Source organism: Aquibacillus kalidii (assembly GCF_014280935.1).
Taxonomy (GTDB): Bacteria; Bacillota; Bacilli; order Bacillales; family Amphibacillaceae; genus Aquibacillus_D; species Aquibacillus_D kalidii.
Window position 1 is genome coordinate 1 of the sequence record NZ_JACLZI010000051.1, and the last position, 25,706, is coordinate 25,706.

The 25,706-nt window shown below is 36.5% G+C and carries 24 protein-coding genes and 1 riboswitch; of the genes, 19 read left to right on the forward strand and 5 right to left on the reverse strand.

Going from position 1 to position 25,706, the window contains the following annotated elements:
* Window positions 1–279: 279 nt before the first annotated feature.
* Window positions 280–385: riboswitch (SAM riboswitch) on the reverse strand.
* A gap of 736 nt (window positions 386–1,121) precedes the next feature.
* A complete protein-coding gene (locus tag H7K77_RS14830) occupies window positions 1,122–1,445 on the reverse strand; it encodes a hypothetical protein (protein ID WP_186578724.1) in 324 nt (107 codons plus the stop codon).
* Window positions 1,446–1,863: 418 nt separating this feature from the next.
* Here H7K77_RS14830 and H7K77_RS14835 point away from each other — a divergent pair, with 418 nt between their 5' ends.
* Complete coding sequence (locus tag H7K77_RS14835) at window positions 1,864–2,622, forward strand: sirohydrochlorin chelatase (RefSeq protein WP_186578726.1); 759 nt, start codon at window positions 1,864–1,866, stop codon at window positions 2,620–2,622.
* A 55-nt stretch (window positions 2,623–2,677) separates the two neighbouring features.
* On the forward strand, window positions 2,678–3,484 hold the full coding sequence (locus H7K77_RS14840; RefSeq protein WP_186578728.1) for a uroporphyrinogen-III synthase: 807 nt from the start codon (window positions 2,678–2,680) through the stop codon (window positions 3,482–3,484).
* A 61-nt stretch (window positions 3,485–3,545) separates the two neighbouring features.
* On the opposite strand, the gene H7K77_RS14845 is transcribed toward H7K77_RS14840, so the two are convergent.
* Window positions 3,546–5,036 carry an MDR family MFS transporter gene (locus H7K77_RS14845; protein WP_235988950.1) on the reverse strand — a complete coding sequence of 497 codons (1,491 nt, stop codon included), beginning with the start codon at window positions 5,034–5,036 and terminating at the stop codon, window positions 3,546–3,548.
* A 200-nt stretch (window positions 5,037–5,236) separates the two neighbouring features.
* Between H7K77_RS14845 and H7K77_RS14850 the strand changes: the two genes are divergently transcribed.
* The 7 genes from H7K77_RS14850 (at window position 5,237) to H7K77_RS14880 (ending at window position 12,662) form a co-directional block, all read left to right on the forward strand.
* Window positions 5,237–5,683, forward strand: coding sequence for a hypothetical protein (locus H7K77_RS14850; protein WP_186578730.1), 447 nt, complete (start codon window positions 5,237–5,239; stop codon window positions 5,681–5,683).
* A 291-nt stretch (window positions 5,684–5,974) separates the two neighbouring features.
* Window positions 5,975–8,395 carry a nitrite reductase large subunit NirB gene (nirB, locus tag H7K77_RS14855; protein WP_186578732.1) on the forward strand — a complete coding sequence of 807 codons (2,421 nt, stop codon included), beginning with the start codon at window positions 5,975–5,977 and terminating at the stop codon, window positions 8,393–8,395.
* A gap of 24 nt (window positions 8,396–8,419) precedes the next feature.
* On the forward strand, window positions 8,420–8,737 hold the full coding sequence (gene nirD, locus H7K77_RS14860; protein WP_186578734.1) for a nitrite reductase small subunit NirD: 318 nt from the start codon (window positions 8,420–8,422) through the stop codon (window positions 8,735–8,737).
* Between the two features lie 31 nt (window positions 8,738–8,768).
* Window positions 8,769–10,217, forward strand: coding sequence for a uroporphyrinogen-III C-methyltransferase (gene cobA / locus H7K77_RS14865; RefSeq protein WP_186578736.1), 1,449 nt, complete (start codon window positions 8,769–8,771; stop codon window positions 10,215–10,217).
* Between the two features lie 150 nt (window positions 10,218–10,367).
* Window positions 10,368–10,952 (forward strand): phospholipase D-like domain-containing protein, encoded by a 585-nt coding sequence (locus tag H7K77_RS14870; RefSeq protein WP_186578738.1) that lies wholly within the window; start codon window positions 10,368–10,370, stop codon window positions 10,950–10,952.
* 375 nt (window positions 10,953–11,327) lie between these two features.
* Complete coding sequence (locus tag H7K77_RS14875) at window positions 11,328–12,002, forward strand: NIF family HAD-type phosphatase (RefSeq protein ID WP_186578740.1); 675 nt, start codon at window positions 11,328–11,330, stop codon at window positions 12,000–12,002.
* A 267-nt stretch (window positions 12,003–12,269) separates the two neighbouring features.
* A complete protein-coding gene (locus H7K77_RS14880) occupies window positions 12,270–12,662 on the forward strand; it encodes a hypothetical protein (RefSeq protein ID WP_222599388.1) in 393 nt (130 codons plus the stop codon).
* A 312-nt stretch (window positions 12,663–12,974) separates the two neighbouring features.
* Here the strand turns inward: H7K77_RS14880 and H7K77_RS14885 are convergent, their stop codons facing one another.
* Both H7K77_RS14885 and H7K77_RS14890 read right to left on the reverse strand, forming a co-directional pair.
* Window positions 12,975–13,694 (reverse strand): 3-ketoacyl-ACP reductase, encoded by a 720-nt coding sequence (locus tag H7K77_RS14885; protein WP_186578744.1) that lies wholly within the window; start codon window positions 13,692–13,694, stop codon window positions 12,975–12,977.
* A gap of 87 nt (window positions 13,695–13,781) precedes the next feature.
* On the reverse strand, window positions 13,782–14,798 hold the full coding sequence (locus tag H7K77_RS14890) for an LLM class flavin-dependent oxidoreductase (protein ID WP_186578746.1): 1,017 nt from the start codon (window positions 14,796–14,798) through the stop codon (window positions 13,782–13,784).
* 133 nt (window positions 14,799–14,931) lie between these two features.
* Between H7K77_RS14890 and H7K77_RS14895 the strand changes: the two genes are divergently transcribed.
* Complete coding sequence (locus tag H7K77_RS14895) at window positions 14,932–15,267, forward strand: DUF488 domain-containing protein (protein WP_328701136.1); 336 nt, start codon at window positions 14,932–14,934, stop codon at window positions 15,265–15,267.
* Window positions 15,268–15,394: 127 nt separating this feature from the next.
* Here the strand turns inward: H7K77_RS14895 and H7K77_RS14900 are convergent, their stop codons facing one another.
* Window positions 15,395–15,595 (reverse strand): cold-shock protein, encoded by a 201-nt coding sequence (locus H7K77_RS14900; protein ID WP_089740234.1) that lies wholly within the window; start codon window positions 15,593–15,595, stop codon window positions 15,395–15,397.
* A 258-nt stretch (window positions 15,596–15,853) separates the two neighbouring features.
* Here H7K77_RS14900 and H7K77_RS14905 point away from each other — a divergent pair, with 258 nt between their 5' ends.
* The 9 genes from H7K77_RS14905 (at window position 15,854) to H7K77_RS14945 (ending at window position 25,349) form a co-directional block, all read left to right on the forward strand.
* A complete protein-coding gene (locus H7K77_RS14905) occupies window positions 15,854–16,327 on the forward strand; it encodes a hypothetical protein (protein WP_186578748.1) in 474 nt (157 codons plus the stop codon).
* On the forward strand, window positions 16,324–16,818 hold the full coding sequence (locus H7K77_RS14910; RefSeq protein ID WP_186578750.1) for a hypothetical protein: 495 nt from the start codon (window positions 16,324–16,326) through the stop codon (window positions 16,816–16,818). The genes H7K77_RS14905 and H7K77_RS14910 overlap by 4 nt, the downstream gene beginning before the upstream one ends.
* 113 nt (window positions 16,819–16,931) lie before the next feature.
* Window positions 16,932–17,996: a 23S rRNA (adenine(2503)-C(2))-methyltransferase RlmN gene (rlmN, locus tag H7K77_RS14915; RefSeq protein WP_186578752.1), complete on the forward strand. Its 1,065-nt coding sequence runs from the start codon at window positions 16,932–16,934 to the stop codon at window positions 17,994–17,996.
* Between the two features lie 439 nt (window positions 17,997–18,435).
* A complete protein-coding gene (locus H7K77_RS14920) occupies window positions 18,436–19,737 on the forward strand; it encodes an ABC transporter substrate-binding protein (RefSeq protein WP_186578754.1) in 1,302 nt (433 codons plus the stop codon).
* A 91-nt stretch (window positions 19,738–19,828) separates the two neighbouring features.
* On the forward strand, window positions 19,829–20,689 hold the full coding sequence (locus H7K77_RS14925; RefSeq protein ID WP_186578756.1) for a carbohydrate ABC transporter permease: 861 nt from the start codon (window positions 19,829–19,831) through the stop codon (window positions 20,687–20,689).
* Window positions 20,689–21,504, forward strand: coding sequence for a carbohydrate ABC transporter permease (locus H7K77_RS14930; RefSeq protein ID WP_186578758.1), 816 nt, complete (start codon window positions 20,689–20,691; stop codon window positions 21,502–21,504). The genes H7K77_RS14925 and H7K77_RS14930 overlap by 1 nt, the downstream gene beginning before the upstream one ends.
* 39 nt (window positions 21,505–21,543) lie before the next feature.
* Window positions 21,544–22,569, forward strand: a complete 1,026-nt coding sequence (locus H7K77_RS14935; protein WP_186578760.1) for a LacI family DNA-binding transcriptional regulator — start codon at window positions 21,544–21,546, stop codon at window positions 22,567–22,569.
* 223 nt (window positions 22,570–22,792) lie between these two features.
* Complete coding sequence (locus H7K77_RS14940; protein WP_186578762.1) at window positions 22,793–23,470, forward strand: YesL family protein; 678 nt, start codon at window positions 22,793–22,795, stop codon at window positions 23,468–23,470.
* Between the two features lie 211 nt (window positions 23,471–23,681).
* The gene (locus H7K77_RS14945; protein ID WP_186578764.1) at window positions 23,682–25,349 is read left to right on the forward strand and encodes a glycoside hydrolase family 13 protein; all 1,668 of its coding nucleotides are present in this window, start codon (window positions 23,682–23,684) and stop codon (window positions 25,347–25,349) included.
* Window positions 25,350–25,706 lie beyond the last annotated feature (357 nt).

Below are 25,706 nucleotides of genomic sequence, written 5' to 3' on the forward strand. Positions count from 1 at the left end.
TAAGTTAGGTATATACACTATTTAATTTTGTTGATTGTAGCGGAGGGCAGTTGACTCCTGTGGGAAAAGCAACAGCTGAAGACCCCACAGGGAGCATTCTTTGCGACCGAGGAGGCTGAGGCGTTGCCCACGGAAAGCAACTGCCCGGAGCGGAAATCAACATCTCAACTTACTGGTGATTCTATACATATTGTGACAAAAACGACAAAAGTGTTGAAAAAAGTTTTTAATAATAAATAAAGGCCCTCTTTAATAAGAGGGCCTGAAAGGTTATCATTCCTCTTATCTTCTAGGTAATAAATACCTACTGGATTTAGCACCGGGCTTTTGAAAGCTGGTTGCTGAGGCGTCATCGGGCCAGTCCCTGAACCTCTCTGGATAAGTTATTGTAATCGATTGTTATAATTACTGTTAAACATTAGAATACTAGAAATTTTGATGAATAGCAACCTAATTTCTAATTGATTTTTTAATTTTAAGATAAATTGATAAAAAGGTTTTGAATCTAGTAACTAAGTGGAAACGCTTGTTAGGAATTGGAAACAGGGCAGCAACGGTTAACGGGTTAAAGAGAGAGGAAGCAGAAGAAAGTTACTTTCATATAGAGTGAGATATTAAGCTAGATTCTCTATATGGATACTTATTCACTTAGAGGGTCTTTCCTTTTGAACTAAATAAAATAGGCAGGTATCAATACGGCGTTTGCAGTTTATATATGTTAATTTAGAGAACTTTTTTAAAATAATCCCCTATATTAAACACCAATTACTTCACTTTAAACCATTATATATGGAACGGATGAATGGAGGTAAACATTTGGAACGTTGTACGATTACGGTTAATGAAATTGCTATTTATCTTGGATTCCACATCCTCGTATAGAAAGAAAAAATTTGTTTACCAAACAAGGTAGATCCATGGATCAGGGAGCAAGAACATACAAGAAGTTATTTTTTTAGCGAGTTTAGTAAATAAACTTTGGTTTTACCGGAGTCAAATGGTGGAAATGCGTCAATTTATTGGACTAATGCGGAAGTTTATTAGGCATATGCGTCAATAAATTTAGAAATTGCGTCACTCTACAAGCTAAATGCGTCCCTTTCATGAAAAAATGCGTTGAATCAAATTTCCTTGATACATTTAAGAGGAACGACTGGTGAATAATCTGCCGACCAATCCGTTGACCAATCTGATGACCAATCTGATGACCAATCCGTTGACCAATCTGATGACCAATCTGATGACCAATCTGATGACCAATCTGATGACCAATCCGTTGACCAATCTGATGACCAATCTGATGACCAATCTGATGACCAATCCGTTGACCAATCTGATGACCAATCCGTTGACCAATCTGATGACCAATCCGTTGACCAATCTGATGACCAATCCGTTGACCAATCTGATGACCAATCCGTTGACCAATCTGATGACCAATCCAATGACTAATTCGTTGACCAATCCGTTGACCAATCCAATGACCAATCCGTTGACCAATCCGTTGACCAATCCATGGACCAATCAAATGACCAATCTGCCGACCAATCCAATGACCAATCCATGACCAATCCATGGACCATACTTAAACATAAACATAAACAAAAAAGAAGAAGAGGAGGAGAGCGGGCGGAATCCTGTTCAACTCTAGTAAACTAATTTTAGAATACAAAGGGGAGCTTAAAATCTGTCTTGTAACGAGTGAGGATCTTAGGGGTGAGGAAATTAGCAATGGGAAAGGAATTAAAACGCAGGTATTTGAAATCGTTGTTAAACTTGTAAGTTGACATTAGCCTGTGGCTGATTTATATTCGGTTTTAATATCATAGGCAATGATTCTTAGAAACTTTAGGAGGGTGAAAGATGCAAGGGGTTTTATATGTAAGTCATGGGACAAGACTTTCAGAAGGGGAGAAAGAAGCCGTCGATTTTTTGACTTCCATTCAATCGTCAATTGATGCACCATTACAAGAAATATGCTTTCTAGAGATTTTACCACCGACCATTGAACAAGGTGTTACTAGTTTGATAGAAAAGGGTGCAACTAAGATTGCTGTGGTACCGATTTTGTTATTAACTGCAACGCATGCCAAAAGTGATATACCAGATGAATTAGTGGAACTGAAAGAATCTTATCCTACTATCACCTTTACGTATGGAAAACCGCTTGGCATTCAGCCGCGTATTATAGATGCATTAGTGGACCGCATTAATGAACAGGTGCCGAATATACCAGAAGAGGCTGAAATCTTACTAGTCGGAAGAGGTAGTTACGATCCAAAAACAATTGAGGACATTAATACAATTGCAAGCCAATTGTCTCAACGTGTAAATCGAAAAGTGGATTGCAGTTATCTAGCTGCTAGTAAACCTTCCTTTGATGATGCGATGGAAAGAATAGAGGAAGAGTCAAAATCACTCACCATTATTGTTCCTTATCTTTGGTTTAATGGGTTACTTATTCAGTCGATGAAAAAGAAAGTAGCAGATAAAGCAAATATTGTTCTTTGTGAGCACTTGGGTCACCATCCCAACATGAAAGCTTGCTTAGTAGATCGCGTCAAGGAATCCATGGTACTTCCATTCGAACAAGAAAAAGAGAGTTCACCCCATTCAGAATAATAGGGATATATGATAATCTTATAGTATGACAAATTCGTGGAATGGAGAAGGTTAGATGAGTGAATTGAAAGGGAAGCGTATTGCAATAGCTGCTGATCGTAGATCTGATGCAATTGGGGAAATCATTCATAAAAAAGGTGGAACATATGTTGTTCAATCGATTCAAGGTGAGATGATCCTCAATGAAAAGGAAGCTGAAAATGATGTTATTCAATTTATTGAAGATGATTCGATAGAGTGGGTTATTTTAACAACAGGAATAGGTGCGAAAGCTCTAGAGGAAGCAGCAGCAAGAATTGGACGTGTGGAAGAATATATCGAAAAATTAAGAAATGTTCATTTAGCGATCCGAGGCAGCAAAACAATTAATTGGATGAAGACATGGGAGTTAGAGCCTACCTTGACCGCGCCTGATGGAACGATGGAAACGTTAATAAAAGGGTTTGCTGAATTCGAAACAAAAAATGGATGCTTCTTCCTACAAGAATACAATAAAGAGGAAGAAGTATTTATCAAACAACTTAAAGAACTTTCTTCTAGTTTATATCGCTCTCAACCATATCATTACCATTATCCAAATGAGGACATACTAACCGAAGCTAGACAGCTTGTTGCCAACCATGAGATTGATGCTATTGTCTTTACAAGTAAGACACAAGTGAAAAATCTATTCCTTTCAAAAAACGAAAGAAAGCCATTAGTAAATGCGTTTCAGCAAGCTGTACTTGCTGTGGCCATTGGTAAAGTAACAGCACAGGAGCTTGAGTCTTATGGTGTGACGCGAATTCTACAGCCTGATAAGCCTAAAATGGGAGCGATGGTTATATCTATTGCAAATTATTTTAAGCCAAAAGACTCTTAAACATTGGTTACCTCGGGAGTGCTCCCGAGGTAACCAATGTTTTTTTGAATGGAACTAGGATCTAACCCTGGCTTTCTTTTTTTGGGAAGAATAGTGTGATGACAAAGCTAATCAGTGCAATTAAAAATAATCCGATGTAAACAGTGTGAAGTGCTTCTGTAAGAGACCCTTGTAAGAGATGTAGCGTGTTTTCGGGTAACTGATTTCTGGATGTTTCATCTAATAAAACATCCGTATTATTTATAGTGATATTTTCTCCTGAAACAGCCAAAGTTTTATTCATTTGTTGATTTAGCAAACCGCCTAGAATAGCAGCTCCTAGCGCACTTCCGATAATACGCATAAACATATTGAGTGATGTTGCAGCCCCACGTGTTTTCCAATCAACACTATTCTGTATCGATACAATAAATGTAGTAGAGGTTAATCCCATTCCAATCCCAACTATAAAAGATCCTATTCCTACATATATCGGTCCTTTATTAGGATCTAAAAATACGAATAGTAGACCACCAATAAGTAAGGCAGTTCCGCCAAATATGGCTGTTAATCGAAATCCTATTTTTAAGACGAGATGCCCAGCAAGTGTTGCTGCTATTGGCCAGCCAATGGACATTGTGCATAATGTGAACCCTGCAACTATGGCGGAGTATCCCATAACCCCTTGCACATAAGTAGGGAGAAAACTTGATAAACCGATAATAATCATTCCGGATGTTAATGTTGCTAAATTTGCAACTGCGATTAATTTGTTTTTCCATAGGTACAGTGGCATCATAGGTGCTTCGGCTTTTTTTTCTTGTAACAGAAACAGAATCGCCCCGATTATAAAAACAGCAATTAGGATAAGTACTTGTAAAGAATTCCATGACCAAGCAGCCCCACCCTGTACTAATACAACAATTAAAGAAGAAACAGTAACAAAAAATAAACTAGAGCCTAGATAGTCTATCGATTTCTTCTCTTTGTTTACATCTTCGTGGAAAAATAAAATGACTCCGAGCATTCCAATAATACCTAAAGGGATATTCATCCAGAAGATCCAAGCCCAATCCGAGAATCGAACAATAAACCCACCAAATAGTGGACCAACTACTGAAGAAATTCCCCAAACGCTTGCTAAATAGCCTTGTATTTTAGACCTTTCTTCGATTGTGTACATATCTCCTACAATCGTAGTGACAATCGGTTGAACCGCTCCTGCACCAATTCCTTGTATAACACGAAATATAACTAGCAATGTCATTGTGTTAGCTAATCCGCATAAAATTGAGCCGATTAAGAAAATACTAACACCAATTAAAAATACCGGTTTCCTTCCAAATAAATCAGAAAGTTTACCAAAAATAAGAGTTGTTACTGCCTGCATTAATAAAAATGCTGAGAAGACCCAGCTATAAACAGAAAAGCCACCTAAATCGCTAACTATATTCGGCATTGCCGTTGCCACAATAGTTCCTTCAATAGCTGCCATGAACATCGAGATAACTAAGGCAGCTAAGACTAAGGGGCGATTCGTTTTTTTTGATGTTGTATGTAGATCCATACTCATAGTCATTGCCTACTTTCCGTAAATTTACCTCACCTACTAATGTAACCGATTTAAATAAAAAATCAATGCGTTAGAAACGTTGAGTTTGGGTTAAACTATACTAACTAGAGATAGAGGGAAGTGACAGATTTGAATAACCAACAACTTAAAACAAGGGTCAGCGAGATTGTCCGAATAGATTTATCAGGAGATGTGTATTTTTGAAGCCAAAAGAAGTGTTGCTTTGGAGTATTGCGTTTCCCGGATTTGGGCAAATCCTCAATGGACAAAATTTAAAAGGAATTCTTTTTATTGTTCTAGAGATCCTTATTAACGTCCAAGCTAATTTTAATATCATTATCATTTCGAGTTTTCTAGGCGAGGTAGATAAAGCAGTTAAGCAAACCAACTATCTATGGTTAATGTTCTATCCTTGTGTCTATTTCTTTGCCATGTGGGACGCGTATAAGGAAGCTGGTGGTGGAAAAAAACCGTACTCTTTCCTACCATTTGTATTTTGTGCTTACATGGTAACGATTGGCGTTATCTTTTCTTCTAAGATGACTTTTTTTGGTATATTACTAGGACCGGTATGGTTACCAATGTTTATGGTGATTCCTGGATTAATTGTTGGATTTGTACTGCAAAAAACATTAACGGCTCGGTAATGGCCAATAAATTATTGGCGCTCTTACAATTCAGTCTAAAATAATATAGGAATAACCTTTACATATCCATCCCAAATATGTAACAGATTTTCGTATATATATTAGACAAATTTTAACAAATGTTTGGACATCCCAATCCCGAACATTCAGTAGTATGTTATATGGATTCGTGACAACATTGTGAAAAAATGATCATTCTTGCTTTTCGCGTGATGTACATCACACCCTTGCTTCTTATAGGAACGTACAATGAAGCCAACAAGTGTAAGTTTCGAATAGGGAGGAATTAAGATGGCAAAGGAAAAGTTAGTAATGATAGGAAATGGTATGGCTGGTGTTCGTGCAATAGAAGAGATAATAAAGATAGATCCTAACAGGTATGATATTACGATATTTGGTAAAGAACCACATCCAAACTACAACCGAATCCAACTTTCAACTGTATTGCAAGGAGATACAACAGTAGAAGATATTATCTTAAATGATTGGAAATGGTATGAAGATAATAGGATTAAATTGTTTACGGGTGAAGCGATTGTGGAAGTGGATACGAAGAATAAAATCGTTGTATCTAATAATGCACGTCAAGTTAGCTATGATAAGTTAATTTTCGCAACGGGTTCTTCACCATTTATCGTTCCAGTAGAAGGTGTCGATAAACAAGGTATTACTGGATTTAGAGATATAAATGATTGTGAAACGATGATCAAATATGCGGAGGACCATCAGAATGCGGTTGTTATTGGTGGTGGCTTGTTAGGGTTAGAAGCGGCAAAAGGATTGAAGAACCTTGGTATGAAGGTTTCCGTTGTTCACTTAATGTCACATTTAATGGAGCGACAATTGGATGCTACTGCAGCTGAAATGCTGAAGCAAGAGCTTCAACAGCAAGGGATTAATTTCTTAATGGAAAAACAAACCGTTGAAATTCTTGGAGATGACCACGTAACTGGGTTACGTTTTAAAGATGGTTCAGAAACAGAAGCGGATCTAATTGTTATGGCTGTTGGAATTGTCCCGAATAAAGAATTGGCTAGCAATGCTTCTATCCCTGTTAATCGTGGTATTGTAGTCAATGATTACATGGAAACAGAGATTGAAGGTATATACGCTATTGGGGAATGTGCAGAACACCGTGGAATTGCTTATGGACTTGTTGCCCCATTGTATGAACAAGCTAAAGTATTGGCTAAGAGAATGGTAGGGGTAGAAACGGAACCATATGAAGGATCAATATCAGGTACACAGTTAAAGGTTGCTGGTATCGATTTATATTCTGCAGGTGAAATTGAAGGTGATGGAGCGACGAAGGCAATTCGAGTTCATAACGAATTTGAGAACGTATATAAGAAGGTCTTAATTCGTGATAATAAAGTAGTAGGTAGTGTATTGTATGGTGAAACGGCCGAGAGCACAAGATTATTCCGCATGCTTACTCAACAAGAAGATGTTAGTCAAATGACTAGCTTGTCTATTTTACAGCCAGCAGGTGAGGCAGAAGAAAGTGATGTTGCATCCATGCCTGATGATGAATTAGTTTGTGGTTGCAACGGTGTTACGAAAGGCACAATTGTCGAGGCTATTCATGCTCAGAATCTCACAACTGTAAGTGAGGTTGGAGGATGTACAAATGCGGGACGCTCATGTGGTCGCTGTAAACCGATGATTTCACAAATTCTAGAACATACACTTGGAGATAGTTTTGATGGAGCTGCACAAAAAGAAGCAGTATGTGGATGTACAACATTAAGCCGTGATGAAGTTGTAGCTGAAATAAAAGAAAAAGGTCTCACTAATATTCGTGAAGTGATGAATGTGCTTGGATGGAAAAATGAAGAGGGCTGCTCAAAATGTCGCCCAGCACTTAATTATTATCTAGGGATGATTTATGCCGATTATAAAGATGAGCGTGAATCACGTCTAGTGAATGAAAAAATGCATGCTAATATTCAAAAGGATGGTACTTACTCTGTTATTCCAAGGATGTACGGTGGGGTAACTTCTGCTGAAGACCTAAAGAAGCTAGCTGATGTTGCTACAAAATATAATGTGCCACTTGTTAAATTAACTGGTGGTCAACGAATTGGTCTATACGGAATTAAAAAGGAAGATCTAACAAGTATTTGGGAAGAGTTGGATATGCCATCAGGATACGCTTATGGTAAAACACTAAGAACGGTAAAAACGTGTGTTGGTCAACGATTCTGTCGTTATGGCACACAAGATTCTATGGGATTAGGAATGGAACTAGAGAAAAAATTTGAAAGACTTGATACACCGCATAAATTCAAAATGGGTGTCTCCGCATGTCCGCGAAATTGTGCTGAATCTGGTATTAAAGATATAGGTATTGTTGGTATTGACGGCGGATGGGAAATTTATGTAGCTGGTAACGGTGGAACAGATTTACGAGCAGGCGATTTATTATATACAGTTAAAACCAAGGAAGAAGTAATCGAAGTTTCTAGTGCGTTCTTGCAATACTATAGAGAGACTGGTAATTACCTAGAACGTACTTCAAAATGGGTGGAAAGACTAGGCCTGGATCATATTAAAAAAGTGTTAGAAGATAAAGTAGCTTGCCAGGGCTTAATAGAGCGCTTGAATAAAACATTAGAAAGATATAACGAACCTTGGAAAGAAGCGATTGAGAATGATGAGATAAAGGATAAATACTACAGTCGTTATCAAGCTGATTTAGTTACAAACTAAATTTGAAAAAAGGGAGTTGTAAACATGAAAACAGTGAGTAAAGTTGGGGTAGCACATTATTCAGCATTACCAATTAGAAGCGGTATTGCTATTCAGATTAAGAACGATGCGATTGCCTTATTTAAAGTAACAAGTGGTGAAGTATTTGCGCTAGAAGATAGAAGCCCACATCCTAAGGGGGGAGTATTGTCAGAAGGACTAGTAAGTGGGAAATTTGTCTATTGTCCTGTGTACGATTGGAAAATATCTTTAGAAGATGGGCAAGTGCAAGCACCTGACCAAGGACAAGTAAAAACCTATGAAGTTTCTGTCGAAAATGATAAAGTTTATATAACTATATAAATAGACAGAGATCTTGGGAGGATGACACTAGATGAAAAAGGGGAAAGTGTACTTAGTAGGTGGGGGACCTGGGGACTTTAAGTTAATTACAGTAAAGGGGCAAGAGGCCTTAAAAAAAGCGGATGTTATTGTGTATGATCGTTTAGTTAATCCAAGGCTTCTAGATTATGCCAAACCAGACTGTGAACTTATTTTTGGAGGGAAACTCCCCAAACGCCACATTATGAGACAGGACCAACTGAACGAGAGGCTCATAACAGAAGCGCAAAAAGGGAAAATTGTAGTACGGTTAAAAGGTGGAGACCCAAGTGTTTTTGGGCGAGTTGGGGAAGAAGCGGCAGAATTAAAACTAGCTGGAGTTGACTTCGAAATTGTACCAGGTATTACATCGGGAATAGCCGCTCCAGTCTATGCTGGGATTCCTGTCACCCATCGTGATTACGGCACATCATTTGCCGTAGTTACCGCACATGGAAAAGGAACAAATGGTGAACCCATCATAAACTGGAGCAGCCTAATTGGTATTGACTCCATTGCATTTTACATGGGAATTGCTAATCTAGCACATATTTGTGAAAAATTAATGGAACATGGGAAGTCTCCCGCAACACCTGTCATACTATTGCAATGGGGAACCTATAGCCGTCAAAAACAACTCCAAGGAACGTTGGAAACTATTGCAGAACAGGCTAGAATGGTACAGTTTAAAAACCCTTCGATCATCTTTGTTGGAGAAATTGTCAACCTACGTGAAAAAATGAATTGGTTTGAATCGAAACCATTATTCGGACGCCATATTTTACTGGCACGTACAAGTAATGGTGACAGCAAACTTGCGCTTGAATTAGAAGAACAAGGTGCAGAAGTAGTCCAATTCCCAAGATGGAAAAAAGAAGCGTTACCTATTGATCAGAAAATCATAACTAAACTAACAGCGTATGAGCGTATATTTTTCACTTCACCTGATTGCATGGATGACTTTTTTAACGTTATAAGCAGACAGGGCATAGATATTCGTGAGATAAAAGCAAAGCTTTTCGTAGGATCAAGTAAATCGAAACAGGTATTACTTGAACGAGGCTTATTTGCAAGAGTGGAAAGCCTTGAGAATATAGACTCGGAAAATCTACTTTTGGTTAAAGATCAGAGCTTAACAACTGAACAAATGGAAACAAAATGTGATGTGATGATTACGAGCAAAAAAATAATAGATGATGCTTATTTGGAAGTATTTGAAAGAAGAATGGAAAATATAGAACTAGATACGGTGATTTTTCCTAGTAGCCAATCTGTAAACGCATTGTTAAAAGGTATCCAGTCGAGTGGTAAAGATCCAAAAGAATTTTTAGAAAACCTAACAATTGCTTGCCTTGGCAGTAAGACGAAAAGAGAACTTGAGGGTCATAAACTCAATGTGACTATCTATCCAGAATCACCTAAAGTGGAGAGTTTACTTGAATTGTTAAAACAGAAAAACTAAAAGAAACCATAAAAAGTTGAGAGCTTATCTCAACTTTTTATTTTTGAATTCGGATGATTAGATATAGCCTTGAAAAATCCTTTGATTAATAGTGGTATGGGACAACTTACTATCCTCATAGTATTAGGTATATCGGTCAGGGGGGAAGAGATGGATCTCATATCGACAGCTGGAGCCACATTAACCTTAGGTTGTATTTCTTATTTGATTTATAAGATGAAAGGTTCGAACACTGACATAGAAAAAACAGAGATTGATTACGTATTTTCAAAATCAGAACGCTCACCGAAGCAAAAACTAATTGAGTTAATTGACGGTTCTACGAATAGTCTTGATATCGCAATATTCACATTAACGGAAAAGGAAATCGTCTCCCATATCTGTGAAGCTACTGAAAGAGGAGTTCAGGTTAGGGTGATGACTGACAAAAAACAATCAACCAAAATGTCAAAACAAGCGGCTAACATTCAGAAAATGATTCAATCTGGTATTCCTGTAAAAGTAAATAATCACAAAGGCTTTATGCATTTGAAAATGATGATTGTAGATGATGAGGTTGTTACATCAGGCTCCTATAACTATACTTATTCGGCAGAGAAAAGGCATGATGAGGTTGTGGTCATTATAAAAGATAAACAAATGTCAAAAGGATGGAAGGAACAATTTGAAGCGATGTGGACGGACAGCTTCAACTATACGCCATATTTATATGGTGTAACAGAAAAGCTTGCATAATTATTTAAGTTAAAGGCCAGGTCTGAATGATTGGGCCTTTTTTTGCCTTGTTTTGGTAGCGCTATCGTAAAGAATGACCTTATAATAATAGAGAATGCACTAGGGAAAGGAAAAAACTGAACTAATCGGATTGATTGTTGCGATAAATTAGATGGGAAGGAAAAAAACAGCACGAATCGGATTGATTGTTGCGATAAATTAGATGGGAAGAAAAAAACTGAATTAATCGAGTTGAATTTTTCCAGTATAGAAAACATATTATCCGCTTTCATTTTGGATGCTCTTGAATAAGAGTTGGTAAAGATCTTTCATTAGAAATAGAAATTGCTAGAATAGAACTAGTAGATTTTAATCTGAATAGAAAGAGTGGTACATATGGCTTTAGTTAACACAATCATATTTGATATGGACGGAACATTATTTCAAACAAATAAAATATTAGAGAAATCACTTCATGATACGTTTAATGAACTTAAGAAGAAGGGGTTGTGGAATGAAGTAACTCCGATAGAAAAATACCGAGAGATAATGGGTGTACCGCTAGAGGAGGTATGGAAAGTACTGTTACCAAATGGAACAGATCAAACACGTATCGAAGCGAATCATTACTTTCAGGATAAATTAATGGAACATATAGTAAAAGGGAATGGGGCATTGTATACCAATGCTGACCGACTATTGGCAAACCTCCAACAGTCTGGTTATACTCTTTTCATAGCTAGTAATGGTCAGCAAAACTACTTAAATAGTATTTGCGAATTTTATCAGTTGAATAGATGGGTTAAGGAAGTGTTTAGTATTGAATCCATTGCATCACAAGATAAGGGTGATTTAGTCAAAACCATAATTAAAAAATATAATTTGAAAGAAGCAATTGTAGTCGGTGATAGGTCATCTGACTTTAATGCTGCCTCTGCCAATGGATTTCAATCGATCGGCTGTTGTTTCGACTTTGCTAAAGAAGAGGAACTTGTGAAAGCAAATTATATAGTGAATGACTTATTGGAAATTGAGGATATTTTGCTTGAATTGAATGGTAGTCAGGCTTAAAAGGTTATAATAACATGTTGAAAGAGCCCGAGACATTGTGTCCGGGCTCTTTTTAGGTTGTTGCCTATTTGTTTTATGGCAGTAATTCAAAAAAATGTTAATAAATTTGAAAAAAGTAATGCTAAATTCCATTTTGCAAACATAAGATAAGGTAGCGTTTAGTTTAAGTAATAAATAAAGGTTTTAACAATCTATGAAAGTGGCATACTACTAGTAAAAGAATTGGAAGGAGAGGAATGGATGGGAATAGCTTATAGTATTTACGTTGTGATATTACTCTTAGGTTTCTTTGCGAGTTATAAATATATGACCTATACAATGAAAGGTCCAAATGATTTATTCTCTACTAATCTATTTGTTTCTAGCATGATTAATTTGGCTGTACATTCTTTAAGTATTTTTGGATGGTTTTTATATGCATGGCCAAGAAGTGAAGTACAATTTATAAATGGTCTCAATCTTGGAGTTTGGCTATATATTAGCAGTGAATTGATTTTTGTAGCACTAATGTTAAATAAATATAGAAAAGAAGAAGTGATCGGCGTTACCCAGGCCGTAATAGATGCTGTTAAGACTAGAAGTGTCAAAATCTATGAAGGTATGAAATCAACTATAGAGAATCAAACTGTTCTTAGAAGAAAAAAGAAACATAATAGTTAAGAGGGAGACAACATTTTATCATGGTGTCTCTCTTTTTTTATATTTCATTTTGTAATCAGGTGAGTACAATCCGTTGTCTCAGAATTTATGGTAAGGGATAAGTGTCTAACGAAGCGAAAGAAGAGAATGAGAAGAAATCCGCGACGTAAGAGGATGTCTAACAAAGAAAAAGACATGAGAAAGAATATAAAGCAAAGCCAATTAATTAACGACACTTCATATAGATATTGTGCCAAAAATCACAAACCGAGGTAACAAAAAACCGCTAGAGACGAGGCGTGCTCTCCAGCGGTTTAATTATTTCTAATAAAATTATGGATTAGTTGACCAAAGACCTGCTGATTTAACAAATACGCGTTTATGTAGCTTGAGCTGTGCAACAACCATTTCTGCTAGATCTTCTGGTTGCATTACCTTTTCTGGATTTCCGTCTGTTAATTTGTTTTCAACAGCTAAATCCGTAGCTACTGTACTTGGTGTTAGGGCAGTTACACGGATGTTGTGTTTTCTAACTTCCATAGCAAGGGATTCAGTTAGGCCTAGTAAACCAAATTTAGAAGCGCTATAAGCACTAGTTACTGGAGCGCCTTTTTGACCTGCAGTTGAAGAGATATTAATGATATCCCCAGACTGATGCTCAATCATTCCTGGTAACACAGCACGCGTTACATAGTATGAGCCAAGGAGATTTACTTGAATGATTTTTTCCCATTCTTCAATGTCCAAGTCTAGAAAACCGCCAAATTTAGCGATTCCTGCATTATTTATAAGAATATCTATGGAACCTAGAGCCTTACTAAGTGAATCAACTGCTTCAACAACAGCATTATTTGAAGCGACATCAGCCGTTGCGATAGCAGTTTTCACTCCATAAGCCTGTACTTCTTTTTCTACTGCGCGTAAAGTGTCCTCTGAACGTGCTAGTAAAGCAAGGTTAACTCCTTCTTTAGCCAATTCTATAGCGATTGCACGACCAATTCCTTTTCCTGCACCTGTAATAAGGGCGGTTTTGCCTTTAATAGTTTGAGCCATCGTATCACTCCTCTTCATTATTTCACACATAGTGTACATTATTTCTTTGAATCTATGCTAATCTTATGCCTTGAAAGAGCATAATAATTATCTCATTAATTCTCCAACAATTTTATAGGATTGGATTCTAGCTTCTTGATGATAAATTTGTGAGTTAATAATTACTTCATCTGCATTTGTTTCCTGTATGAAGTTTTGTAGTTTTTCTTTAACCACATCTGTATTTCCAATAATAGTTGCGCGAGAGTCAAGAGTCTTTTTAATAGAAGCTTGTTCATAAGGAGTCCAAATGTCAGCTATATTATTAATGGGTGGTTTAAGTGCAGTTGGTGCACCTCGCGTTAAGCTTAGAAACTGCTGTTGTTGAGATGTCGCTAACCATTCTGCACGTTCTGTCGTTTCTGCTGCAATAATATTTACAGCTACCATTGCATAGGGCTTTTCAAGTAGTGCAGACGGTTTGAAATTATCCCTGTAAAGTTTTAGTGCTGGAAGTGTATATTCAGGTGAGAAATGGCTAGCGAAAGAGAAAGGTAACCCCTTTTCAGCAGCTAGTCGGGCACTGAATCCACTTGAACCTAATAGCCAAATCGGAATAGTTAATCCTTTTCCAGGATAGGCATGAACCCTTGCGAAGCTTTCACCTTGAAAGTAGGCTTGTAGTTCGTCTACTTGAGACGGAAACTCTTCGGCACTTGAGTTCAAGGTACGTCTTAGTGCATGTGCAGTAGCCTGATCACTTCCGGGAGCGCGGCCAAGTCCTAAATCAATCCGATTGGGGTACATTGACTCAAGTGTGCCAAATTGTTCTGCAATAACTAATGGTGCATGATTTGGAAGCATGATTCCTCCAGCGCCTACACGGATTTTATTTGTGGCGCCAGCAATATGCCCAATAACAACAGAGGTGGCAGAACTTGCAATTCCAGGCATGTTATGATGCTCTGCTAACCAATATCTATGAAAACCAAGTTCTTCCACTTGCTGTGCTAGTTCCACACTGTTTCTAAATGATTGGCTTGGGTTACTGCCTTCCAGAATAGGAGCTAAATCTAAAACAGACAAAGGTATGTTTGAAAACGTTTTTTCAGGTTGTGAATGCAAGCTATCCCTCCTTTTTAAGATATGAAAATGATACGCCTATCTATTAAGTGGGTCCAGTAATTAGCTTGCCAATAATGTTGTAAACTAGCTATCCTTTTTTTCATTGTGTATCCTAAAAGGAAGGAGGGGTACTATGAAGCTTGAAATCAAACGGGTCTATGAGCCCTCAAATGAAAAGGATGGCAAGAGGATACTAATTGATCGAATTTGGCCAAGAGGTATATCAAAAAAGCAGGCTGAACTGGATGATTGGTTAAAAGAGGTAGCGCCTTCAACACCGCTACGTAAGTGGTTTAATCATGATCCGGAAAAATTTGATCAATTTGAAAATAGGTATGTAAAAGAATTAGAGACAGATAAAGATAAACAAGAATCTGTTGAAAAAAAAGTGAAATACTCAAAGGACAAGAGGTCGTTACACTTGTTTATAGTGCAAAGGACGAGGTTTATAACCACGCTAATGTGTTAAAGAAGTTTATAGAAGATAAAATGTAATGTAGTACAATAGTTAATTTGCGGCTTCAAAAAATAAATCATGAAAAGCATAAAAAAGGCGATTCTCTCATAAGAGAGAATCGCCTTTTTTCAAACTGCAATTAGTTTTTTGTAACGTTAGCAGCTTGTGGTCCACGGTTACCTTCTTCGATTTCGAAAGAAACGCTTTGACCTTCTTCAAGTGTTTTAAAGCCTTCGCCTTGGATAGCAGAGAAGTGTACGAATACATCGTCTTGTCCTTCTACTTCGATAAATCCAAAACCTTTGTCTGCGTTAAACCATTTTACTGTACCTTGTACCATATTATTCTTCCTCCTAGTGTGGTCGTCCACACAATGTATTACTATTCTTGCTCTTGCCTCAAAACGAAAACTTAACGTTGCGTATTACTTGAAGTGTTATTCGAACAAAATAGCTAATTGAAGTATAACATTTAAATTTTAAGAAAGCAATGGGCAAGGAGAAGAAGTTTTAAAAAGAAGTGCATGTTGTTATAAGAAATTGAAACGATGGAAGAATGTATAGTAACTCAAAATAATATTTGTTAGTGAGTGGAGCCTATGGAACTAGTCGTTTTTATTGATATTGCCATTGTATTAGTGATTATGTTTTTTGTTATGAAAAAATATTTGAATTTTCTTGAAAATGTTTTTCGGATACTGTTACTGGAATTTATTTTTACAAGCTACTGCGCGATTCTTAGTATCAATTTTGAAGTGTGGAAAGTTGATAAAGCGTTCCACCTTTACTATTGTTTTGCGTTATACGAGGTTATGATTGTTCCGATTGCAATGTTGATCATCCTAAATTTACTTCCTTTTTTTAAGACTTTGAAAAAAGTTATGATTAGTTTGTTAGGAATACTGGTAATTTATATGATGGAGTTTCTAATGGTTCAATGGGGCATTATCACCTATCAAGGGTGGCATGCTTGGCAATCAGTCCTCTCATTACTATCTTTGTTAATCGGTGTTCATACTTTTAGCTATCTCTTTTCCAAGCTTGTCATTTATGAGGTGAAAGAAAACCAATGATATGGCCTGAGAAGTTTGACCAAAATGAATGGTTTATTCTTGTGTTCTTAATTATAATGTATGCTGTTGTCTTTCTAACACCGAAAAGATTTCCTATATCAACATCTATCTTAGTCATGTTATTTGCGGCAACAGTAGGGAGAGTTTCGGATCATCTATTATCAGCACCACAATATAACTTGTACAATATAATGGATCAAGGCAAATATGAAATTTTTGATATGTTAACCTATATTCTATATGGTGCTTTTGCCTACATTTTAGTCTATATCTATGATAAATTGGGTGTTAGACATATGTGGACCTTACTTTATATAGTGGTTTGTTCTGTATTGAGCGTACTATTTGAATCGATCAGTCTTACCTTTGATGTGTTTCTATATAACAAGTGGAAACCAATCTATTCCCTTAGTTATTATTTAGTAATGGAGGCAATGACGATTTATTTCTTTAATAGTGTTAATAAATTACAAACAAAAAAGACAAAATAAAGAAAATCCTTTACCAAATTATTTTGGTTGATAGAATGACGGATTGTCTGTAGTATAGAGAAGTGTGTGATTAAGTATGAATTATATAGAGGTTTAGAAGTGAGGTAAAAACCATGGAAAAGAAAACATCCATCTATGGATTAACAATAGAAGAATTAACTGCTTGGCTTACTGAAAGAGGACAAAAACGTTTCCGAGCTACGCAGGTTTGGGATTGGTTATATAAGAAGCGTGTCACAGACTTCGAAGATATGAAAAATGTTAATAAAGAATGTCTGGATCTACTTGAGGAGCATTTTTATATCCAGTCATTGCAAGAGGAAGTGAAACAAGAATCAAAAGATGGTACGATTAAATTTTTATTCAAACTAGACGATGGAAATTTAATTGAAACAGTATTGATGCACTTTAATTATGGTTATTCCGTCTGTGTTACTACACAAGTAGGGTGTAATATTGGTTGTACGTTCTGTGCTAGTGGTCTGTTAACGAAAAATCGTGATTTATCTGCAGGGGAAATTGTAGAACAAATTATGAAGGTGCAGCAACATTTAGATCAAAAAGGAAAAGAAGAAAGAGTGAGTCATATTGTTGTTATGGGAATTGGAGAACCTTTTGATAACTATAAGAACATGATGAATTTCTTCCGAGTAGTTAATGATCAAAATGGCTTATCCATTGGTGCAAGACATATTACGGTTTCTACTAGTGGCTTGGCACATAAAATATATGATTTTGCAGACGAGAATATTCAAGTTAATTTAGCAGTATCTTTGCATGCGCCGAATAATGAATTGCGAACACGTATTATGAAGATTAATAAAGCATTTCCATTAGAGAAGCTAATGCCTGCCATAGATTATTATTTAGAAAAAACAAACAGAAGAATTACGTTTGAATATATTTTACTGCGTGATGTCAACGACCATAAGGAAGAAGCTCTACAGCTAGCAAAGCTTCTTAAGGATAAACGACATTTATCTTATGTTAATTTAATTCCGTACAATCCGGTTGATGAGCATAACCAGTATCAGCGTAGTACAAAAGATGCTATTGTTGGATTTTATGAAACGTTATTAAACAACGGAATTAACTGTGGTGTCCGAGTAGAGCAAGGATCAGATATTGACGCCGCTTGTGGTCAGCTTAGAAGTAAGCAAATTAAAAACGCTAAGTAAAAAAGTGCACTTCAATAGGTGTGCTTTTTTTTGTATCTATAAAGCTCCTGTGATTGCATACGTTTGCACGAATATATGCAAGGGATAGCATTTTATGATAGGTTTTCTATTTTACTTTCGGCTGTTTCACCATTGTTTGTTAACGCTGTTAAGGTGGTGATCGTGCAGGTAAAAAAAATAATGCGCTTTCAAACGCCTGTAAATTAACGTTTCTTTGTGGTTTATTCATAAATTGTATAAAAGACATCTTGCGCTTTATTTTATTGTGTGATAGGATAAATCCAGGCTAGTTAATGCAAACGTTTGCCTCAACTAATGGGAAACATAGATGGTTTGATATTCAAACCATTATAAAAAGCAAAGCGTTTAAAGCGCTTTCTTTAAAACTGAATTGAAAGCGATTAATCTGGCTGTATCTAAACAAAAAGGGGAGAGTTAGATGAAGAGTAAAAAGTTTTATGCAAAAATGGCTTCTGCAATAGCGGTATCTGGTTTATTGCTTGCTGGATGTTCTTCTTCAGATGAAGGTGGAGAAGGGGCAACATCTGGTGACAAAATAGAAATAAGTATTTTCCAAGGTAAAGTAGAGTTTAAAGAACAATTTGAAAATTTAGCAGAAAAATATGAAGAAGAAAATCCTGAAATAGATATTAAAATTGAAACAGTTGGTGGAGGTACGGAATACGCTCCAGTACTAAAGTCTAAATTCTCTTCTGGAGATGAACCAAACATTTTTAATGTGACTGGACCACAAGATGTCATTGACTATAAAGAAAGCCTTACCGATTTAGCTTCAACTGATGCTGCAAAAGCTGCATTAGATGGTACTTTAGCAACGGTGACAGATGGTGAACAAATCTTGGGACTTCCATTTAACCAAGAAGGTTATGGCCTAATTTATAACAAAACAGTATTTGAAGAGGCTGGAATCAATCCTGATGAGATTCTTTCTTTTGAGGATTTAGAAAAAGCTGTTAAAACATTAGATAGTAAGAAGGATGACCTTGGACTTGAAGCGGTATTCGCACTTCCTGCTAAAGAGGCTTGGGTGTTGGGTGATCATCTTGCAAATGCATTCTTAGCACCAGAATTTGACCATGATGTTATGAATTCTTTCAATGCTGATACAGTCACTTTTGAAAAAGGTGATGAAATGAAGAGATTCGTAGATTTGCAAAATGAGTACTCTGTACAACCAGTATTGAGTCTAGACTACTCTCAACAAGTTGAAGAATACTTCTCGTTACAAAAAGTGGCACTGATCCAACAAGGGAATTGGATTTTCCCATCTGTTGAACAAATGGATCCAGAATTTGCGCAAAACATTGGTGTATTACCAATTCCTGTTGAAGGATTTGAAGGCAGTATTCCTGTAGGTGTTCCAAACTATTGGGCTGTAAATAATAACTTTGATGAAGAAGTAGTTGAAGCTTCAAAAGATTTCTTAGATTGGATGTACACTTCTGAAACTGGAAAAGAAGCTGTGTTAAATGATTTCAAATTTATTCCTGCATATGAAGGTTATGATACATCTAAAATCTCAGATCCACTATCTCAAGATATTTACAACTATGCGTCTGAAGGTAAAACAATTGGATGGATCTTCGCTGGTTATCCAAGCAACCCATGGGGTACAGGCGTAATTGGACCAAACATTCAGAAATATCTTGCTGGTGAAATGACTTGGGAAGAAGTCCAGGCTGATTCAATTGCAAAGTGGGAAGAAGAAAGAAGTAAATAATTATATATGAATTACAGCTAACAAACAGGCTATTCTGTTTCGTTAGCTGTCTTTCAATTAAAGACATAACTGATTGATAGGAGGGACTTTCATGCGTAATCGTGATTTATCATTCTGGTTGTTTTTAGCACCGGTATTATTAGGGTTAACTCTAGTCGTCATTGTTCCGTTAATCTATGGAACAGTCTATTCCTTTACAGACTGGAATGGTTTAAAAGCAACTAAATTTTTAGGCTTCGAAAATTATCTCAATCTTTTCCATGACAAGGAATTTCTTGATTCAATAGTCTTTACAGTTGGTTTCTCAATTGTATCTGTTGTTTTACTTAATATTCTGGGGTTAGGTTTAGCTATCCTTGTTACTAGAAAAATTAAATCAAATAATTTCTTAAGAACGATCTTTTTTATGCCCAACCTAATTGGTGGTCTAATTTTAGGTTTCATATGGCAGTTTATCTTTGTAAGTGTATTTAGTGATATTGGAGAAGCATTGAAAGTGGATGCTTTACAAGGTTGGTTGTCTACTACAAGTACAGGTTTTTGGGGGCTAGTAATTTTAACTTGTTGGCAAATGGCTGGTTATATCATGATCATTTACATTGCTTACTTACAGAACATCCCTAATGAATTAATAGAAGCCGCTAAGATAGATGGGGCTAATAGCTGGCAGCGATTCCGTAATATTACTTTCCCACTTGTTGCACCCGCGTTTACAGTTAGCATGTTTTTAACATTATCTTCTTCCTTTAAGATTTATGATCAAAACTTATCTTTAACAAATGGTGGACCATTTGAATCCACACAAATGGTGGCAATGGAAATTGTTAAAACAGCATTCAGTGCTAATGAGATGGCCTATGGTCAAGCAAAAGCGGTAGTATTCTTTATTATTGTTTCTATCATCGCATTGACTCAAGTGTATTACAATAAAAAACGGGAGGTTGACATGTAATGGAGAGCAAAGGGAAATTGTATATTGTTGAAATTCTTGGAATATTGCTCGGATTGTTATGGTTATCCCCGTTTTATTTAATGATTGTTAATGCATTTAAAACAAAGAAAGAAATATTTACGGATGTACTTGGATTGCCTGAGGAGTTTACATCAGCGAACTTTGTAGAAGCTTATATTGATTTGGAATTTACTAACTCATTAGTAAACTCAGTGTTGATTACCGTAATTAGTGTTGCCATTATCATATTCTTTTCATCAATGGCTGGTTATGCTCTAGCCCGCAATAAAAGTAAACTGAGTGGCATCTTCTTGTTGCTATTTGTATCAGCGATGTTAATCCCGTTTCAATCCGTAATGATTCCGCTTGTTTCTTTATTTGGTAAAGTTGAGATGTTAAATCGCGCAGGTTTGATTTTTATGTATCTTGGATTCGGGTGTAGCTTATCTATTTTCCTTTATCACGGTGCTATGACAGGAATCTCAAAGACCCTTGATGAAGCTGCAAAAATTGATGGAGCTAACAAATTCCAAACATTTGTACACATCATTTTCCCATTATTGAAACCGATCTCTGTTACAGTAGGTATATTAAACGTTATCTGGATATGGAATGACTATTTATTACCTTCTCTTATTTTAGGAGAGAATAATGCAACGATTCCGTTGAAAATGTTCTATTTTTTCGGTCAATATACAAAGCAATGGCATCTTGCTCTAGCTGGTTTAACCATTGCAATAATTCCGGTCATTGTCGGTTACTTCTTTGCGCAAAAGCAAATTATTGAAGGTGTATCGGAAGGGGCAGTCAAATAATCGTAATCTAATTTTGTAATATTAGAAGAGGTGAAACTTGTGTCAGTCACTATAAAGGATGTTGCTAAACAAGCAGGAGTAGCTACTTCTACTGTTTCCCGAGTTTTATCAGATAGTCCTAAAATAAGTGAAAAAACAAAGCGTAGAGTACGAAAAGTTATGGAGGAAATGGGCTATTATCTAAATGAGAATGCAAGGAATCTAGTGCAGCAGTCAACCAAAACGATTGGAATCGTCATGAAGCACTCAACAAGCCAATCGATGCATGACCCTTTTTTTCCGGAAGTACTAAGGGGTATCAGTTCCTACTGTCATAAACAAGATTTTGGTATTAGTTTAACAACTGGTGATTCAGAAGAGGCAATTTTTCAAGATGTTATTAAAATGGTTCAGGGTAAGAAGGTAGACGGACTGATTGTTTCTTATTCTAAAAAAGGTGATAAGGTTGTTCCATATTTAATCAAGTCCGGAATACCTTTTGTTGTCGTGGGTAAGCCAATTGTTCAGCAAAATCAAATCATCTATGTAGATAATGATAATGTGCAAGCATCCAAAGATGCCACTGAATATCTATTACAACTTGGCCACCAACGTATTGGGTTAATTGGTGGGAATCGCGATTATGAAGTTGCAGAATCTCGTTTGAACGGCTTTTTACAGGCTCATCGTATCCGAGGAATGGAAGTATCAGATCATTATATTAAAAACCCAAAATCTCCTGGACTAGTAAAGCAAGCCGTACGTGAAATAATGAATTTATCCAAACCTCCTACGAGTTTGGTTGTAACGGATGACTTTTCAGCAATGAATGTATTGCAAGTTATGAGAGAAATAGGGATAAAAGTACCTGAGCAATTAAGTATTGTTAGTTTCAATAACACAAGTATTTGTGAATTATCCAGTCCGCCCTTGACTTCAGTAGACACTCAAATCTATCAATTAGGGTATGAGTCTGCTCGTTGCTTAATTGATGAAGTGAAGGAACCATCAGAAGTAAAGCGGAGTATTATCATCCCCACTTTTATAAAGGAAAGGGAGTCATCTTCCGTTGTGCCAAAATATTAAAAATTATTAATAAGGATAACTTATTAATTATATTTTCTGTTAAAGTGCAAACGATTTCCCTTTCGTTGCATTAAATGGGTTGCGGGTTACTTATCCTATTCGGTAGGTTTAGAAAGCTGTTGCACAAAATTCCTGTAGATGAGACCATGATAAAAAAATTATTGATGTTCTAACGAGTAAATAATAATAGTGTACTATAGGGAATGAAAGGGTGGGGTTAGAGATGAAAAATTTGATGGGTGGTTTATACGGGGTGAGTGAATGGGTTGCCCGTTTCGCAGTCACTAATGTACTCTGGCTATTCTTTAACTTTCCTATTGCTATACTTGTAATGAATATGCTTGTCATGGATGAATCTAGTGCGCGAATGATTCTAATTATTCCGATAGCAATACTTGCACCATTCCTATTTTTTCCTGCAACAGCAGCGATGTTCGCAACAGTTAGAAATTGGATCCTAAAGAAAGAGGATCAATCAATAATTATAATATATTGGAAATTTTACAGAGAAAACTATAAAAAAAGCTTATTAAGTGGTGTACTGCTAACTCTTATGTGGATAGTATGGGGGATTGACTTCGCATACATTAGCTCTAAAAATGTGTTGGTTATGTTCAGTTTTCTCGGTTTAGGTTTATTACTATTTGTGTATACAATTAACTTCTTTTCGCTACTTGCGCATTATGAAATGGCAGTAATAAAGCTATTAAAAAATAGTATGATTGTTACGATTGGGAGTCCAGTATTATCGCTGGCCGTGTTGCTGACAAGTTTCATAATCCTATATGTGAGTATAAACGGAGCTTTATTCTTACTACCATTTTTCGTAGGTTCCTTAATTTCATTTGTATCGTTTTCTGCATTTTATCGTTACTATTTAAAAACGTTGGAAGAAGTTTAATAACGTGGACCTAGATAATGAATAGGATCTTCGAAACTAGTATATATACTTATAGTGTAATGCCCAGAAGATGAAAAACTACCGGTTAGAATGAAAAAGATAAGTTTTTGAGCTATAGTTCCATTCGTGAATATTTCCATTTGAAGCAATATACAAATTATAAAAATAGTTAGAGACTTTTAGAGATAGTGAAACAATAAGGAGGACAATCATGAAAAAAGTATGGTGGAAAGAGACAGTAGCCTATCAAATATACCCAAGAAGTTTTATGGACTCTAATGGTGATGGAATTGGAGATATTCAGGGGATGATCGCAAAACTAGATTACCTAAAAGATTTAGGGATTGATGTGATTTGGGTTTCTCCAATCTATGAATCTCCTAATGATGATAATGGTTATGACATCAGTGATTATAAAGACATTATGGCGGAGTTTGGAACAATGGAAGACTTTGACCAACTTCTTGAAGAAGTACACCGTCGCGGGATGAAATTAATTATGGATTTAGTAATTAATCATACGTCTGATGAACATCCATGGTTCCTAGAATCGCGTTCTTCCAAGGATAATCCTTATCGTGATTATTATATATGGCATCCTGGTAAAGATGGAAAAGAACCGAATAATTGGGAATCAATTTTTGGTGGGTCTGCGTGGGAATATGATGAGAAAACAGAAGAATACTTTATGCATGTCTTCTCACGTAAACAACCTGACTTAAACTGGGAAAATCCAGCTGTACGCAATGATTTATATGAAATGGTTAATTGGTGGTTGGATAAAGGTATAGACGGCTTCCGGGTTGATGCCATTTCTCATATTAAAAAGGTTCCTGGTTTCCCAGACCTACCAAATCCAGAGAATAAGAAATATGTATCCTCCATGGATGGGCATATGAATCGTGAAGGAATTCAGGTTTATTTGGAAGAATTAAAGAAAGAGACTTTTGATAAGTATGATATTATGACTGTTGGTGAAGCGAATGGTGTTAGTGTGGATCAAGCAGATGAATGGGTAGGAGAAGAAAACGGGAAATTCAACATGATTTTTCAGTTTGAACACCTTAGCCTGTGGGGAAAAAGTGTATCAGGTGGTTTAGATATCCATACGTTGAAAGAAACGCTAACGAGATGGCAAACAGGGCTAGATGGCATGGGGTGGAATGCATTATTTTTAGAAAACCATGATCAACCACGGTCTGTTTCTACCTGGGGTAATGATGAAGAACTTAGAGAAAAGTCTGCCAAGTGTTTAGCAACTATGTACTTTTTGATGCAGGGCACGCCTTTTATTTACCAGGGACAAGAGATTGGTATGACAAATGTTCAGTTCGACTCTATTGAAGATTATAATGACGTAGCGATAAAAAACCTTTATCGCAACGAGCGAGAAGAAGGAAAGTCGCATGAGGAAGTAATGGAAGTTATTTGGAAAAATGGGCGAGATAACTCTAGAACTCCAATGCAGTGGAACAAGGAGGCGAATGGCGGGTTTACAACTGGGACGCCATGGTTAAAAGTAAATCCTAATTTTAAAGAGATTAATGTAGAACAATCACTTGAAGATCCTGATTCCATTTATCACTACTATAAGAAGCTTATTGATTTAAGAAAATCTAGTGAAGTATTAATTTATGGTAGTTATGAGCTTATTAATGAGGATCATGACAAGGTTTATGCTTACACTCGTAATCTTAACAATGACAAATTTATTGTTATCGCAAATCTTTTTAATGAAGCGACATCATTTGAACTGCCAGATGGGTTACAGAATAAGTCCTTAGAATTATGTCTAGGTAATTATTCTGAAACAAACGAGGAAATATCCAACACGCTTGCACTTAAGCCATATGAAGCAAGAGTGTATAAACTAAGTTAGTAAAAAAGGTAGAATCGAGTAAAAACGATTCTACCTTTTTTGCCGTCCCAATTCCTACCCAGGTGCATATGTCGCAGTATCTATAAAATACGAAGTAACTTATTAGGTGCCGCTACGGAAATTCACTACGCGTGGGCTCGCGCTGAGCCTCCTCGGTCGCAAAGAACGCTCCCTGTGGGGTCTCAACGTCTTCGCTTTCCCACAGGACAAGGAATGCTTCGTAGCATAGTCATCGCACGAAGAAAATCGGGCTGTATTTTCGAGGAGTCTACGTGAATTTCCTCCGCTCTCAGTTTATAGAGTGTTTGCAATTTAAGAAAACAAAATCCAGCTCCTTTTAGTAAGTGATTGGAGTGG

Coding starts and splice junctions, on each gene's coding strand:
- H7K77_RS14835 (WP_186578726.1), top strand. CDS start 1,864: ATGCAAGGGGTTTTATATGTAAGTCATGGGACAAGACTTTCAGAAGGG.
- H7K77_RS14840 (WP_186578728.1), top strand. CDS start 2,678: ATGAGTGAATTGAAAGGGAAGCGTATTGCAATAGCTGCTGATCGTAGA.
- H7K77_RS14845 (WP_235988950.1), bottom strand. CDS start 5,036: ATGAGTATGGATCTACATACAACATCAAAAAAAACGAATCGCCCCTTA.
- nirB (WP_186578732.1), top strand. CDS start 5,975: ATGGCAAAGGAAAAGTTAGTAATGATAGGAAATGGTATGGCTGGTGTT.
- nirD (WP_186578734.1), top strand. CDS start 8,420: ATGAAAACAGTGAGTAAAGTTGGGGTAGCACATTATTCAGCATTACCA.
- cobA (WP_186578736.1), top strand. CDS start 8,769: ATGAAAAAGGGGAAAGTGTACTTAGTAGGTGGGGGACCTGGGGACTTT.
- H7K77_RS14870 (WP_186578738.1), top strand. CDS start 10,368: ATGGATCTCATATCGACAGCTGGAGCCACATTAACCTTAGGTTGTATT.
- H7K77_RS14875 (WP_186578740.1), top strand. CDS start 11,328: ATGGCTTTAGTTAACACAATCATATTTGATATGGACGGAACATTATTT.
- H7K77_RS14885 (WP_186578744.1), bottom strand. CDS start 13,694: ATGGCTCAAACTATTAAAGGCAAAACCGCCCTTATTACAGGTGCAGGA.
- H7K77_RS14895 (WP_328701136.1), top strand. CDS start 14,932: ATGAAGCTTGAAATCAAACGGGTCTATGAGCCCTCAAATGAAAAGGAT.
- H7K77_RS14900 (WP_089740234.1), bottom strand. CDS start 15,595: ATGGTACAAGGTACAGTAAAATGGTTTAACGCAGACAAAGGTTTTGGA.
- H7K77_RS14905 (WP_186578748.1), top strand. CDS start 15,854: ATGGAACTAGTCGTTTTTATTGATATTGCCATTGTATTAGTGATTATG.
- H7K77_RS14910 (WP_186578750.1), top strand. CDS start 16,324: ATGATATGGCCTGAGAAGTTTGACCAAAATGAATGGTTTATTCTTGTG.
- rlmN (WP_186578752.1), top strand. CDS start 16,932: ATGGAAAAGAAAACATCCATCTATGGATTAACAATAGAAGAATTAACT.
- H7K77_RS14920 (WP_186578754.1), top strand. CDS start 18,436: ATGAAGAGTAAAAAGTTTTATGCAAAAATGGCTTCTGCAATAGCGGTA.
- H7K77_RS14925 (WP_186578756.1), top strand. CDS start 19,829: ATGCGTAATCGTGATTTATCATTCTGGTTGTTTTTAGCACCGGTATTA.
- H7K77_RS14930 (WP_186578758.1), top strand. CDS start 20,689: ATGGAGAGCAAAGGGAAATTGTATATTGTTGAAATTCTTGGAATATTG.
- H7K77_RS14940 (WP_186578762.1), top strand. CDS start 22,793: ATGAAAAATTTGATGGGTGGTTTATACGGGGTGAGTGAATGGGTTGCC.
- H7K77_RS14945 (WP_186578764.1), top strand. CDS start 23,682: ATGAAAAAAGTATGGTGGAAAGAGACAGTAGCCTATCAAATATACCCA.